Annotated in this window: 14 protein-coding genes; all 14 read left to right on the top strand. The window is 31.9% G+C overall.

Going from position 1 to position 15,534, the window contains the following annotated elements; genetic code table 11:
* Positions 1-597: 597 nt before the first annotated feature.
* The 14 genes from treP to AC4BBR_RS10575 all read left to right on the top strand — a co-directional run bounded on the left by treP (position 598) and on the right by AC4BBR_RS10575 (position 15,525).
* On the top strand, positions 598-2,067 hold the full coding sequence (gene treP / locus AC4BBR_RS10640) for a PTS system trehalose-specific EIIBC component (RefSeq protein WP_490459521.1): 1,470 nt from the start codon (positions 598-600) through the stop codon (positions 2,065-2,067).
* A gap of 199 nt (positions 2,068-2,266) precedes the next feature.
* Positions 2,267-3,271, top strand: a complete 1,005-nt coding sequence (locus AC4BBR_RS10635) for a nucleoid-associated protein (protein WP_490459520.1) — start codon at positions 2,267-2,269, stop codon at positions 3,269-3,271.
* A gap of 1,238 nt (positions 3,272-4,509) precedes the next feature.
* Positions 4,510-6,207, top strand: coding sequence for a metallophosphoesterase (locus AC4BBR_RS10630; protein ID WP_490459519.1), 1,698 nt, complete (start codon positions 4,510-4,512; stop codon positions 6,205-6,207).
* A 717-nt stretch (positions 6,208-6,924) separates the two neighbouring features.
* A complete protein-coding gene (locus tag AC4BBR_RS10625) occupies positions 6,925-7,893 on the top strand; it encodes a sensor histidine kinase (protein WP_490459518.1) in 969 nt (322 codons plus the stop codon).
* 306 nt (positions 7,894-8,199) lie between these two features.
* Positions 8,200-9,189, top strand: a complete 990-nt coding sequence (locus AC4BBR_RS10620) for a sensor histidine kinase (protein WP_490459517.1) — start codon at positions 8,200-8,202, stop codon at positions 9,187-9,189.
* A 348-nt stretch (positions 9,190-9,537) separates the two neighbouring features.
* A complete protein-coding gene (locus AC4BBR_RS10615; RefSeq protein WP_490459516.1) occupies positions 9,538-10,500 on the top strand; it encodes a sensor histidine kinase in 963 nt (320 codons plus the stop codon).
* A gap of 3 nt (positions 10,501-10,503) precedes the next feature.
* Complete coding sequence (locus AC4BBR_RS10610) at positions 10,504-11,259, top strand: LytR/AlgR family response regulator transcription factor (RefSeq protein ID WP_490459515.1); 756 nt, start codon at positions 10,504-10,506, stop codon at positions 11,257-11,259.
* Positions 11,260-11,487: 228 nt separating this feature from the next.
* Positions 11,488-12,087, top strand: a complete 600-nt coding sequence (locus AC4BBR_RS10605; protein WP_490459514.1) for an accessory gene regulator B family protein — start codon at positions 11,488-11,490, stop codon at positions 12,085-12,087.
* On the top strand, positions 12,081-12,230 hold the full coding sequence (locus tag AC4BBR_RS10600; protein WP_490459513.1) for a hypothetical protein: 150 nt from the start codon (positions 12,081-12,083) through the stop codon (positions 12,228-12,230). The genes AC4BBR_RS10605 and AC4BBR_RS10600 overlap by 7 nt, the downstream gene beginning before the upstream one ends.
* A 19-nt stretch (positions 12,231-12,249) precedes the next feature.
* Positions 12,250-12,666 (top strand): hypothetical protein, encoded by a 417-nt coding sequence (locus tag AC4BBR_RS10595; protein ID WP_490459512.1) that lies wholly within the window; start codon positions 12,250-12,252, stop codon positions 12,664-12,666.
* 107 nt (positions 12,667-12,773) lie between these two features.
* A complete protein-coding gene (locus tag AC4BBR_RS10590; protein WP_490459511.1) occupies positions 12,774-13,499 on the top strand; it encodes an ABC transporter ATP-binding protein in 726 nt (241 codons plus the stop codon).
* A gap of 72 nt (positions 13,500-13,571) precedes the next feature.
* Positions 13,572-14,261, top strand: coding sequence for a hypothetical protein (locus AC4BBR_RS10585; RefSeq protein WP_490459510.1), 690 nt, complete (start codon positions 13,572-13,574; stop codon positions 14,259-14,261).
* A gap of 27 nt (positions 14,262-14,288) precedes the next feature.
* On the top strand, positions 14,289-14,489 hold the full coding sequence (locus tag AC4BBR_RS10580; RefSeq protein ID WP_490459509.1) for a hypothetical protein: 201 nt from the start codon (positions 14,289-14,291) through the stop codon (positions 14,487-14,489).
* A gap of 343 nt (positions 14,490-14,832) precedes the next feature.
* Positions 14,833-15,525 (top strand): thioesterase II family protein, encoded by a 693-nt coding sequence (locus AC4BBR_RS10575; RefSeq protein ID WP_490459508.1) that lies wholly within the window; start codon positions 14,833-14,835, stop codon positions 15,523-15,525.
* The last annotated feature ends 9 nt before the right edge of the window (positions 15,526-15,534 follow it).

Raw genomic sequence — 15,534 nt, 5'->3', positions numbered from 1 at the left:
AAAAAGTAAAAACTTTAAGGAATTCCAAAGACTCACATTTAGAAGATTAATGTGAACTAGAACCGTTACTTCAGGGACAACGCTTGTAGTATTGGTGATTAAAAGAAGTTACCCTTGCGTTGAAATTCTGTTCAACTATGTCAGCAGTTTCAAGAGATGGAGCGACTCCAGTTATCGTTGATATAGAAACCAAATAAATATCTATATAAAATAGAGTATATTATTTGCAAAATTATTCAATGCCGAGTAATATACAATTATACCAACAACAACCCTTTTTATTTTTTCATTTTACTCTTTAGAGTAAAACTCCTTTTCCCACCTTCATTAGAGGGTGGGATTTTTTTGAAATAGGCGATAATAAATAAAAGAATAAAGTTAAAAAAAGAAAGATAATGAACTTAAGTGTTTATCTTTTTTTTTTTGATGATAATATTCTTAACTAGGCATTTCAATTTATAAACTCCGACCTGTTATCAGTTTATTGTACAGCTTTTTTTATTCAAAAAAGAAAACGCTTGTAAAAAAGAAAATAATAAAGTATTATACAAATAAAGCTAAATTGTATATACAAGTTACAGAGAGGAGCAAAGGGAAATGGGTAAATTTCAAGAGGATGCCAAGAAATTGTTAGAAGATGTGGGGGGGAAAGAGAACATCGCGGCTGTTTCACATTGTGCCACGCGGATGCGATTTGTTTTAAATGATTCAAATAAGGCGAATACTTCAGCAATTGAGAAGATTCCGTCTGTAAAAGGAACCTTTACAAATGCTGGTCAATTCCAAGTGATTATTGGCAATGAGGTGTCGCAATTTTATAATGAGTTTTCTGCTATTTCAGGGCTTGAAGGCGTTTCCAAAGAGCAAGGGAAAGCAGCTGCAAAACAGAATCTTAATCCGGTACAACGAGCAATTTCAGTTTTAGCAGAAATATTTACACCGCTGATTCCAGCTTTAGTAATTGGTGGATTAATTCTAGGTTTTCGTAATGTTTTGGAAGGGATTCCATTCAGTTTTTTGGATGGGCAGAAGATTGTTGACGTATCTCAATTTTGGAGCGGTGTGAACTCATTTTTATGGCTCATTGGTGAAGCGATTTTCCAATTCTTACCAGTAGGAATCACATGGAGTATTACGAAAAAAATGGGTACAACACAAATTCTAGGGATTGTGTTAGGGATTACATTAGTATCACCGCAATTATTAAATGCTTATTCTGTTGCAAGTACAGCAGCAGCAGACATTCCCTTTTGGGATTTCGGCTTCGCTCAGGTGGATATGATTGGGTATCAAGCTCAAGTAATTCCAGCGATGTTAGCAGGATTTTTACTAGCTTATCTAGAAATATTTTTCAGAAAAGTTATCCCGCAAGCTGTTTCGATGATTTTTGTTCCACTGTTTGCTTTAGTTCCAACTGTGATAGCTGCTAATGTGATCCTAGGTCCAATTGGTTGGGCTATCGGAAGCTGGATTTCGGATATTGTAAATGCTGGATTGACTTCTTCGTTTAATTGGTTATTTGGGTCTATTTTTGGTTTTATGTACGCACCTTTAGTTATTACAGGACTGCATCATATGACTAATGCAATTGATTTGCAATTAATCGCTGATTTTCAATCAACTAATTTATGGCCAATGATCGCATTATCTAATATCGCTCAAGGATCTGCTGTTTTGGCGGTTGTCTTTATGCATAGAGGGAATAAGGAAGAGGAGCAAGTTTCAATTCCTGCGATGATTTCTTGTTATCTAGGCGTAACAGAGCCTGCGATGTTTGGGATCAATTTAAAGTACGTGTATCCATTTATTGCAGGAATGATTGGCTCTGCATGTGCTGGATTATTTTCAACATTGTTTGATGTGAAAGCGATCAGTATTGGTGTAGGTGGGTTGCCAGGTATTTTATCTATCGTTCCGCAGTATTATCTGGCATTTTTTGGCGCAATGGTGATTGCTGTTGTTGTGCCATTCATCTTAACTTATATTTTCAGAACAAAGGGTATTTTCAACAAACTTGATCCTGTTGATGAAGCGACTGGTGAATTGTTTGTGGAAGAAAATTTATAAAGACAAGTTTTTCAAAGAGTCATAGAGATCTTTTGTTATTAAAGTGAGGCAAGAAATCATTGCCTTGCTTTTTTTGTAATAATGAAGATTTCTTATTTTTCAGTCAGAACAGCTCATTTCGCTTTTCTAATGAAAATAGTTGGCTTTTTTCATTCTTTCGGGTAGACTAAATAAGGCTTAAGAAAAGGGAGAATGACAGATGGATATCTATTTGAAAAGTGCAATTTTACACATTATTGATCGTGAAACTGGGACTCCAGTGTTTTCAGCGAAGGAATTAGATTTAACGACAGAGTATATTCGTGTTTATCTAACGAGCAAAATAACAAAACTTTCAACTGCTCAAACGAAAACAGGAATTTTGGCAGAAGAAAGTTCATTTGTTGATAAAATGCGGGGGATTCCTAGTGACTTTATTCAAAAAAGTCAGCAATTAGCTCAGCATTGGTATGATGTTTATTCTGGTAGTGAAGATGCACCAAGTGCGGATATCTTGTTTATTTTATATGAACTTGATACGGTGATGCATTTAGCGATGATCAAATTAAATTACAAAGAAAGCTATACTCATTACGTGGATTATGAAGATGAAGCAGTTTACAATAAATTAATCATTAACCGAGCAATTTTACCTTCGAAATCGCAAAAACCTGATGAAGGTATCACGGTGAATTTGGACAATTTAGCTTACGAGCTTCTAGAGAAACGCTACGAGTTTTCTGGTGAAAAAGTCTGGTATTTTTCAGAGAAAGTGATCGAGTCAGAACCGGCTCCTTCTATAGAAGAAAATATGAAAGAAATCAAAAAAGCAGTGAAACGGATTGGTAAAAAATTTAATGAAGATGAATTTGAATTGATTGCATCTGTTAAAGAAGCTGTTTATGAAAGTATTGAAGAAACTGGAACGATTGATAATGAGCAAGTTGCTGAATTAGTGTTTAAAGAAAATATTTCTGCACGGATGGCCTATCAAGATGAAGTCAATGAATCAAAATTTGTTGATAAAACGCCACCTGTTCGTGAAGCCAGAGAAATTTCAGAGAAAAAATTTGGCAAACAAAAATTGAAAATGAGTAATGGTATCGAATTGATCGTTCCAATAGAAGTTTACCGAAATGGTGATTTGATAGAATTTGTTAACAATCCTGATGGAACAGTATCAATCGTTTTAAAAAACATTGAAAAAATTAGTAATCAACTGTAATAAAAAAGAGGCCGAAATCCACATCCATGAAGGGCTATCGTCACCACCAAACAGAATGAAAATAAAAAAGTGATCGACCTACATGCTATTTCCTGTCATATCTAGAGAAGACAGAAGTGGCATGTAGGTCGATCGCTTATTGAGTCTCTTCTCCAAGTAGCCTTGAGGGACAAACCAGATCATTTTATTTATCTGTACCAATCACTAGATCACCAAATGAGTATCTTCTTCGTCTGATATATATGATACAATATGTTTGTATATTACCTTTTATCGTTAGTTTTGTTATTCTGTTAACTAATGGTATTTTTCTTTTTATGAGAATAAAAGAAATTTGGTTATTCTCAGTAAACTGGAATGTCTAATAAAAATGTTAAAAAGATATTTTTATTAGAACAAAATTTAAGTAGTGTAATTGGGTGTACGTTAGGTGTAATCTTCGGTAATTTATTGATAGAATAAGTAAAAGTCTATATGATTTATAGTGACAGCACAATGAAAATAAATCAGTCTTTTGGAATTAGTAGTTTATTTTTACTCCTTCCCATACTATTTTCAAGTTTAAGTTTAAGGGTGATGTCGCATCGTTTATTCAGAAAAAATTTTGTAGAGGATTTGAAGAATTAGAAAGTCCTTTAGGATAGAATGTACTGTAATTAATTTTTTAAGTTGAGTGATGTTCAAAATAAGGACTTGCTCAGTTTTTTGATTTCTATACATGGCATATAGAAGACAGGGTGGAAAATACTACATATTTCAAAAAAGATTTGATTTGTTCAATGACGCATAATACAATTAGAGTAATTGTCTTTAATGGCGTTCTCTTTTTTATAGGAACTAGTTTGACTTATAACGTGTTTTTATTTATCAAGGAGGGAAACTATATGGAAATAAATATCACGATAGGTATGAATGTTTTGTTTACATTACTTTTTGTTTTTATCTTATTATCCTAATAGTCATGGACAATGAGGAGATAAAGGACTTCTTTTTTTATTATCAAATGAAAAGAAAAAGAACGCCGTTTTATCTATAAACATTCCAATAGAAGTTTTGGAGTAACGAAGTGCATAGGGAGTTTGATTTTTCTAATTTCATTTACATTGTTTGATAAGCAAATGATAAATTTGAAGTATTTGCATGCTATATGTATCGCTTATTTAGCACATTGCATAATCTATATAAATGTAGTAACATCGTTCAACTGAATTTACTAAATTAGGAGAAAGAGGTTGAAAATGACATCAAGTAAACACAAAAAGTCTTTATTAGTTGAAAAACAAAAGACGTTATCACCCGAAATAAATGAAATAGGGTTACCACCAGAACTTGTAACTCGCCTTGATTTGTACCCAGAAAATAAGCGGCGACCAGTCAATAAAACCGTATTTAAAAATGATTACTTCCAATTAACCTATAATATAAAAGAGAACTCGCTGAATATATCATCAAGAGGCGAGCTTGTTTATTCGGCTATTCCGTATGACACAGCTAGAAACTACATACAACGTGCAGCAATTCAGTATTTACTCTATCCAAAAGCAGCTCGTCAATATATCGAATCCCATAAAGCAAATCTAGAAACCTATCTTAAGTTAAGCATTTTCCAGGTAACGAACAAAAAGGTGGACGAGCATTCTTCTGAAGTGATTCAAGCCTATAATGCGATATTCGAAAATCCCTTATTCGAGATTCAAATTCTAGGACGTTTACTGCAACATGATGAAACAGGCGCTCTTTCTGCTAATCTGGCAGGGAAATTTTTATTTAGCGAAAATGTAAAAACAGGGATATCAGGTTATGTTTCAGAATATCTGCATTTTGTCGTTCTGCTGACTCAAGCTTTCCCTATAATGACTGATGGGAAAAGTGTTCAACTATTAAAAATACAGAACCAAGAAGGTTTTGTATCAGATCGATACTTAACATTAGGATCGGATATTCAACCAGCCTTAACTTTACTACCTCAAGACGTCAAAGAAACGCTAGAAAAAGCGATCGTTACCACTAAACAAACTGTATCGCCAAATAATAGGTTGCTTTTACGATCAGAATTTGGCAAAGAACTGTCTGAAGTTCGGAAAAAATACGTGGCTCATAGTGTAGATCCAAGAGAACTAGAACACTATTTTGAAAATGTCCTTCCAACAGAAAATAACCATTTAATAAATGTTGTTTCCGACATTCATACAATTGATGGAGAACTTGCATTTACGAATGACAATTTTAATATCTTAGCGGGCGATATTTCCGGCTCTCATGTTGTCAACGAAGCAATTAAGGGGCTTTATGTTATAGGCAATCATGACTTAGCAAATGTATTGCCAAAAGATCAGAATATAGAAAATGAAGCATGGGAGAAATGGCAACCGTTTTTCAAAAATAGATGGTTTAAAGACCTTATACAAAATCCAGATGAGTTTTGGTCCAAGTTACCTATAGGAGATCATATTTATTATGAAACTGTAAAAGTTGAAATTGAAAAATGGTTTCCCAAAATGTATGTGTTAAATAATAATAGTGCTATTCATAACGGTATCCGCTATATCGGACTAACAATCCCGGTTGTATTAGTGAGACGAAAAAAAGCATTACAAAAATTTATCTTTAAGGCATTGAGCCAACTACTAAACAATGAATACGATATGCCGACCATAATTGTTTCCCATGCGCCATTGTTCAATGAACTAAGTATGCTTTCATCCAATAGCAAAGCTTATAATAAAAAGTATAATTGCTCAGAACCGAAAATTGAAAAGCTATTTGAGGAGTACAATATAATTGGTGCTATTCATGGCCATTATCATATACCAGCATCTTCGGGACGATATAAGATGGTAACATTTGCAGGGAAAGAACTTTTTGTCGTTTGTTCAATTTATTCTAAAATGAATACTGGATTTGAGCTGGAAAGTTTGCTCAAAATGGATGATTAGATAACAAGAATACTAATTAAACGATTCTCCTCATTGATTTCTTGTATTTGATAACTTCTGAAAAATAGGTGAAAGAGAGGAATTATTCAGGATGACATGATTTCTATCCTATGATACAATTAAAGTACATGAGATTATAAAAACTAATTATTTGTTCAAGATAATTGAGTTTTTTGTCGCTGATTATTTGCCGTGAATAAATTTTTGAGTAGTTTTATTTAGATAGTTGTTTTGCTAATACATATGACTTTTTATTTTGAGTAATGTTTTTGATGAACGCCCGTTAGGATTATAATCATAGTATTAGAAACAAAAATCGAGCAAGGTATATTTTCACAAATTTTGTCTATAGAAAATGAAGTAAGGGGTAAATAAGTGCTTATAAACTTTATTATTAGTAATCAGGTCCACTATGCTTTCCTGCAAGATATTTTTATTTTTTTAGTAATATCTATATTTGGGAATATAAAAAACAGAAATAAATATCTGATATTATCCGTTACACTATCAGTTATTTGTTCATTCCTCTATGGTTGGATTAATTTATTCGCAACTGGTTTTGTTTGGTTGAGTGCAGTTTTCCTAGTTTTTTACTTTACAAAAAAACTTAACATAGCTATTTTATTACCCTCATTGTCAATTCTTCTTTATATATTTGTTAGCTATATTATTGAAAGTTTGATATACAATTTTTTCGATATTATGGATATGGGAATATTGCTATATGTTACAATTGGATCAATAGCTTATTTTTTATCTGCAGTAGGAATTAAATATGTCTATTCCAATATCTCGATGAAGTTCAATATCACAGAAAAAATGAGATGGTCAGGAGCAATTTTTGCAATGCTAACCTTTATGACTTACTTTATCATCATTGCGATTGAACGATTTGCAGGTCATAAAACTTCGATGGATCAGGCAAATGCCTTTTTCATTATTGGATATGGTTTGATTTCCGCTTCAGTATTTTTAATACTGATGTATTCATTTCAAAAAGAGTATGAAGCTAAAGAAAAACAAAAAGAATTGTACTATTTAAAAGAATACACAGATAAATTAGAAACAAACTATACTGAGATGCGACGTTTTCGTCATGATTATCAAAATATTTTGTTATCACTAGAAGACTATATCACCGCTGAGGATCTTAAGGGACTGAACACTTATTTTTATTCTAAAATAAAAAAGGCTTCTCAGGTGATGGAAAAGAATAATTTCAAGTTATCTCAATTAAGTCGGATAAATGCCAGCGAAGTGAAAAGTTTACTGGCCAGTAAGTTGACTGTATCTCAAGAAATGGGAATCAACACAGAAATAGAAGTAAATGAAATGATAGAGGAAATTAATACAGATACCATTATGCTAATTCGTTCTTTAGGAATTATCTTAGATAATGCAATTGAGGCAGCAGCAAAGATGAAGGATGGCTTTGTTCGTGTTGCAGTATTCAAGAGTGAGGAAAAAATCATGATTGTTACCGCAAATACTTGCTCGGAAGACATTCCTAAACTGTTTAAGTTAAAACAAGAAGGCTTCTCCACTAAAGGTGATAATCGTGGTATGGGATTGAGTAATCTAGAACAAATGATTGCAAAGGAAAAGAGTATAGTATTAGAAACAAAAATCGAGCAAGGTATATTTTCACAAATTTTGTCTATAGAAAATGAAGTAAGGGGGAAATAAGTGCTTATAAACTTTATTATTAGTAATCAGCTACATTATGTTTTCCTTCAAGACATTTTTATTTTTTTGGTAATATACATATTTGGAAGCATAAAAAAAAGTAAAAGATATCTGATACTCTCAGTTATTCTAGCAGTCATTTGTTCATTAATATACTGGTGGATTAATTTAATTGCGACAGCGTTTGTTTGGCTATTTGCAGTTTTCTTAGTTTTTTATCTTACAAAAAAAGTCCATCTATCCATTTTTTTGTCTTCTATGTCCATATTGCTCTATATATTAGTGAGTTATTTTATAGGTGTTTTGATGTCAACTTTTGTGAATTTTAGTAATATAAGTATTTGGCTAGACTTTATGATTGGATCCATAGCATATATTTTGGTTGCTGTAGGAATCAAATATGTTTTTTCTAATTTGTCAAGAAAGTTTACTATTACAGAAAAAATGGAATGGTCGGGAGCAATTTTTGCAATGCTAACTTTTATGACTTACTTTATCATCATTGCGATTGAACGATTTGCGGGACATGAAACATCGATGGATCAGGCAAATGCCTTTTTCATTATTGGATATGGTTTGATTTCTGCATCAGTATTTTTAATACTGATGTATTCATTTCAAAAAGAGTATGCAGCTAAAGAAAAACAAAAAGAATTGTACTATTTGAAAGAATACACTGATAAATTAGAAACAAACTATACTGAGATGCGACGTTTTCGTCATGATTATCAAAATATTTTGTTATCACTAGAAGACTATATCACCGCTGAGGATCTTAAGGGACTGAACACTTATTTTTATTCTAAAATAAAAAAGGCTTCTCAGGTGATGGAAAAGAATAATTTCAAGTTATCTCAATTAAGTCGGATAAATGCCAGCGAAGTGAAAAGTTTACTGGCCAGCAAATTGACTGTATCTCAAGAAATGGGAATCAACACAGAAATAGAAGTAAATGAAATGATAGAGGAAATTAATACAGATACCATTATGCTAATTCGTTCTTTAGGAATTATCTTAGATAATGCAATTGAGGCAGCAGCAAAGATGAAAGATGGCTTTGTTCGTGTTGCAGTATTCAAGAGTGAGGAAAAAATCATGATTGTTACCGCAAATACTTGCTCGGAAGACATTCCTAAACTGTTTAAGTTAAAACAAGAAGGCTTCTCCACTAAAGGTGATAATCGTGGTATGGGATTGAGTAATCTAGAACAAATGATTGCAAAGGAAAAGAGTATAGTATTAGAAACAAAAATCGAGAAGGGTATATTTTCACAAATTTTGTCTATAGAAAATTAAGTAAGGGGTAAATAAGTGCTTATAAATTTTATTACTAGTAATCAGCTTCAATACATTTTTCTTCAAGATATTTTTATATTTTTAGTAATATCTATATTTGGGAATATAAAAAACAGAAATAAATATCTGATATTATCCGTTACACTATCAGTTATTTGTTCATTCCTCTATGGTTGGATTAATTTATTCGCAACTGGTTTTGTTTGGTTGAGTGCAGTTTTCCTAGTTTTTTACTTTACAAAAAAACTTAACATAGCTATTTTATTACCCTCATTGTCAATTCTTCTTTATATATTTGTTAGCTACATTATTGAAAGTTTGATATACAATTTTTTCGATATTATGGATATGGGAATATTGCTATATGTTACAACTGGATCAATAGCTTATTTTTTATCTGCAGTAGGAATTAAATATATCTATTCTAATATTTCGATGAAGTTCAATATTACAGAAAAAATGAGATGGTCAGGAGCAATTTTTGCAATGCTAACCTTTATGACCTACTTTATCATCATTGCGATTGAACGATTTGCAGGTCATAAAACTTCGATGGATCAAGCGAATTCCTTTTTCATTATAGGCTATGGTCTAATTTCCGCATTAGTATTTTTAATACTGATGTATTCTTTTCAAAAGGAAATTGCAGCAAAAGAAAAACAAAAAGAATTGTACTATTTAAAAGAATACACTGATAAGTTAGAAACAAACTATACTGAAATGCGACGTTTTCGTCATGATTATCAAAACATTTTGTTATCACTAGAAGACTATATCACCGCTGAGGATATTAAGGGACTGAACACTTATTTTTATTCTAAAATAAAAAAGGCTTCTCAGGTGATGGAAAAGAATAATTTCAAGTTATCTCAATTAAGTCGGATAAATGCCAGCGAAGTGAAAAGTTTACTGGCCAGTAAATTGACTGTATCTCAAGAAATGGGAATCAACACAGAAATAGAAGTAAATGAAATGATAGAGGAAATTAATACAGATACCATTATGCTAATTCGTTCTTTAGGAATTATTTTAGATAATGCGATTGAAGCAGCAGCAAAGATGAAAGATGGCTTTGTTCGTGTTGCAGTATTCAAGAGTGAGGAAAAAATCATGATTGTTACCGCAAATACTTGCTCGGAAGACATTCCTAAACTGTTTAAGTTAAAACAAGAAGGCTTCTCCACTAAAGGTGATAATCGTGGTATGGGATTGAGTAATCTAGAACAAATGATTGCAAAGGAAAAGAGTATAGTATTAGAAACAAAAATCGAGCAAGGAATATTTTCACAAATTTTGTCTATAGGAGAGTAAGGGATGCTAAAAGTATTTGTGTGCGAAGACGACGTAAAACAACGTGAGAATCTCGTTACAATGATCAAAAATTACATATATATGCAGGACTATGATGTTGTCTTTGGGCTGGACACTGAAGATCCGGCAAAGCTGTTGGAGTATGTTTCTACTAACGAAGAAAGTGATACAGGGCTTTATTTTTTAGATGTTGATTTGAATACCGATATGAATGGAATAACGTTAGGAGCAGAGATAAGAAAACTAGATCCCAATGCCAAAATCGTATTTATAACAACTCATGCTGAACTAGCGTACCTTACTTTCTTATATAAAGTAGAAGCAATGGAATATCTTGCTAAAGAAGATAAGATGCAGCTTCAAAATAAAGTAACGGAATGTATTGATATTGCAGTTGAACGATATTTAAATATCAAAGGTGGTTCTACTGAGTCTATTGTTATCAAAAGTGGTGATTCTCAGATTAAACTGGACGTATCGGAAGTTCAATTTATTGAATCCTCTAGCACTCCACATAGATTAATCATTCATTTAGATAATCGACAAATTGAATTTTATGGGAAAATCAAAGAAATGGCGGCTTTAAATCCAAAATTTTATCGATGTCATCAATCCTATGTTGTCAATACGATGAATATCGAAGAAGTTATTCCAAAATTTAGAGAAATTAAAATGAAGGATGGCGAGACTTGCTATGCTTCTGTAAGGTACTTGAAAGGATTAATGGAAATGTTGAATGTGCAGGAAATAGAAAAATAGTAGCTAGTTAAATGATTAAATAGAATTATGTACATTGAGCACACTTCTATAGTAAGAAGTGTGCTTTTATTACTGTTAGAGAGAGGGAATCTACACTTTTGATATCAAAAGTGTAGATCCCCTCTCTCTTTTTTGACACTTTTGTTAGGAAAGAACGGACTTATGAAGTTTTGTATTTCAGAGGAGATTCCCACCTATAATAGTATTTGTAGAGGAGGTAATAAACAAATGGAAAATAGATTATCAATGGAAGAACAGTTCTCATTAAAGCTGACGAACTATTTAAAGCAACAAGTAAAATTAACAGAGATGGAAGAAGCTAAGATTTTTTATGGACTTTCCATGGCACTGATTACTCTAGTAAAATTTATACTTATTTATCTTTCATCTTTTTTATTAGGAACTGTTTTTGAAACATTGCTTTGTCATATTTCATTTTGTATAGTTCGTAATTATAGTCGAGGTTTTCATGCTAAGTCTAGTTTTAACTGCGGATTGAGTGGAGTGATTTGTTTCAGCATATTTCCCTGGCTGATTCGAATGATAGAGTTAAAAATGGATTTTCTTCTGGTAATATCGATATGCCTTGTAGGTGTAATCATTCTTTTTTTTAGAGCTCCTGCAAATACTAAGAAGAATCAAGTAGAAAATAAAAAGCAACAATCAGATTATAAAAAAAGAGCAATAATTATTTACATAATTCTAGCTATTGCAATGCTCATTTTTTTTAAAGGAACTAATCAAATTATTGGTATAAGTGGAATAAATATTGCAGTAGTATTAGCTCTACCATTAGAAAAAATATTTTGGAGGAATCAAAAATGTTGAAGAAATTTTATATGACAAAAGGAAAATTAATGACGTTAGTTGTTACTTTATGTGTTTTATTAGGTGAAGCAGCTTTAACGAATTTCTGTGTGGGAGGCATTTACGAACCAACTAAACCAGATATTTTAAAATCGGAGGATTAGATCATAAGGAGGGAATAATATGGATAAATACCTTCAACAATGCAAACTTTTAGAAACAATTGATATTGATTTTTTAGCCGATATCAGTAAATCAGATGATTGGGATAGTTTTTTTTGTGAAATGTTTGAGCTTGTTTCTGCTGAAGAAATAGCAGAAGAGTTTTTTATTTACAACAGAGATCGACTTTTCTTTTTAAAAAGAAAAGAGAGTATGAAGATTGAAATCAGAGAAGCTGCAGATTTTATGGCCGATAGTGAGATTGAAAAACTTGTTATTGTTGTCAATCAAAAAAAAGACAATAATAAATCAACACTTATCCCAAAACTTATTGATTATTTGAAGGATAAGAACATTGGTTATCGTCTTTTAAATAAAAATCAGAAAAAAACGTTATTTCCCCAAGATATTACAGAAATAATTTCAATTAGTCGATAGCTTCAAAAAAAGAAGAAATTGACCTGAATAGTTATTGCACGAAAGACAATTAGTGAAAATACATCGTTATCTGGTGTGTTATATAAAAATAGTAAAGGAGCAACATTATGGAATTTATTATACAGAGTAATAATTTAACAAAAAGATTTGGAGACAAGGAGATTCTTAGCAATATTAATTTGAATGTTGAACCAGGAAAAATTTATGGTCTATTAGGGGCAAATGGAGCAGGTAAAACAACGTTGATGAAAATTATGCTTGGATTATTAAAACCTACCTCTGGAACAATGGAGATCATGGAAAAACCAATTGCTGCAGATGATACTAGTTACTTATCAAAAATTGGCAGTTTGATTGAAACGCCGGTATTTTATCAAAATTTAACCGTGGAACAGAACTTAAATATTCATTGTGATTATTTAGGTGGGGAGTATAAAGAGGATATTCCTAAGATACTAAAACTTGTTGGCTTAACTGGAATTGAAGAAAAATTTATTAAAGAACTTTCTCTTGGAATGAAGCAACGTTTGGCGATTGGACGTGCATTACTTTGTCAGCCAGAATTATTAATTTTAGATGAACCAATCAATGGTATTGATCCAGAAGGTATCGTGGATATTCGAAATATTTTGGTAGAAGTGAATAAAGAGAGAAATGTGACCATTATCATTAGTAGTCATATCATCAATGAAGTAGAAAAAATTGCGGATACAGTTGGTATTATCAACGATGGCAGTTTACTTGAAGAAATACCAAAAGAAGTATTTCAAAAGGATAATTTCAATTTGGAAGAGCATTTTATTAACATCCTACATTCATCAAAGGTAGCATAAAGGATCAATAAAATAGAATGAAAAATTTTGTCTGGTTAATAGAAGGCAATCAATAGGAGTGAAGCAAATATTATGAGTATAAAAGAATTGGTAAGAATTGAATTAAAAAAAGTTGATGTGAAGAAATATATTCAACATGTGTTGATTGCAAATGTGGGGATTACACTTTTAGTGTTAATGACGTCATTTTTAACTGCATTATCAGATGGAGAGGTTCCTCCAATCACAACAGTAACAATTATTGATACATTGGTCAAATCAGTTTTTATTGTTTGGGAATCAGTTTTGATTGCAAATTTGATTATTGAAGAGTTTAGAAGTAAGACAGTACTTATCTTGTTTTCATATCCACTAGATAGGAAAAAAGCGATTATTAGTAAACTTTTGATTGTTTGTTCAATGATCTTTATTTCAATGGTTGCCTCTCAAGTATTCCAAAATATATTTTTCTTTGGTTTAGATAAAGTGCTACCTTTAATTGATTATAGTATTAGCCTATCAGAAATTGGCGTTACACTTCTAACAACAGTTACTTCAATCCTGTTAGGAATGTTACCAATGTATGTAGGAATGTTGAATAAATCAACTGTAGCAACAGTTGTTAGTTCGATTTTAATCGTAAGTTTGACTATTAGTTCAGGTGGCCAAGATGGTGCAGGAATTATTACAATGATACCAGTATCAATTACTATGGGAATTATTGGTATTGTCTTAGCATTTACAGCTATTAAAAAAATGTTATCAGAAGATATTGTACTTTAACAGTAATTAATTTAGGAGGAAACGAGAATGAATGAAAAATTTTTAAGTAGTATTGAAAGTGGTATGGGTTCACAATTAGTCTTTTTTGGATCGATTGCAAGTGCAATTTTTGGCATCATTTTAGTGCTTGCCGGTATTTATTTAAAGAAAAAAAATAATCAATGGTGGATTCTTGCTGTATTACTTGGTGTAGCTGCTATTTTCACTAATGTTATGCAAATTATCTAATATTTAAGCGTAATCATAATCCGATAAGTGAGGGATAGAGAAGTGATTGGGACATAGCTCTACGAGTTACAACCCAATCACTTGGAATCCGAATAAACGGTGGGATCAGAAAGAAGTAACCCCTTTGGAAATAAGCTGAAATTGCTGTAAAACACAACGAAGTATAAGTTGATGTTGCACAGTATCTACTACGCTGTGTTCCAATCTTATCAATTTCTAAGTGTCAAAGACACTAAGAATTGAAGGACTTGGTCCTCGGGGGTAACCACTTCTGTCCCATCGTCTATACATAGAAAGCGAAATAGGCTTTTAGAATAATTGAATTGTAAAGGGAGGCATGAAAATGTTGAAATTATTCTCATTTGCATATGCAGGTGGAGATGGACACGTATTTTATCCAATGAAAGATAAGCTTGCAAAAATTGGGATCGATGTCATTCCCTACATGTATAAAGGGAGAAATAATCGCCAAACAGAAGGACATTATCAGTCCATTGGTGAGGCTGGTATGGAAGCAGCTGCTTTTATTAAGGAAAAATGTCAAGATGATCAAGAGTACATGATACTCGGACATAGTATGGGGAGTCTGGTTGCTTATGAGTGTTATCAAAGTTTAGTTGAAAATGGAGATAACTTACCAGGACATGTAATATTTTCTGGAACATTACCCCCAAATCAATTGATACAGAAAAAATATGATCTTGAAAACGATCAATGCCTAGTGGAACAATTAGCAAGTTTAGGTGGAATGTCTACTGATGTTTTGACAATTCCAGAATTTAAAGAGTACTTTTTACCGATTATAAAAAATGATATTCGTATCTTCGATCAGTATAAAATAAAAGACTATCCAAAAATAAATGTGCCAGTTACAGTTTTAAGTGGAAAGTTGGATGCAATCAATGGAGAAAACGTTTCTGGATGGAAAGATTATGTTGAATCTGATCCAATGTTTATTGAATTAAATGGAGATCATTTCTTTTTGTTTAATGAATCAATAGAATACTGTAAATTATTTCAAGAAATACATTCGTAAAGAATTTAA

It is taken from the genome of Enterococcus sp. AMC1251, from assembly GCF_058216535.1.
The sequence above is the reverse complement of the archived record's forward strand: the minus strand, read 5'-3'. Positions and strand labels throughout refer to the sequence as shown.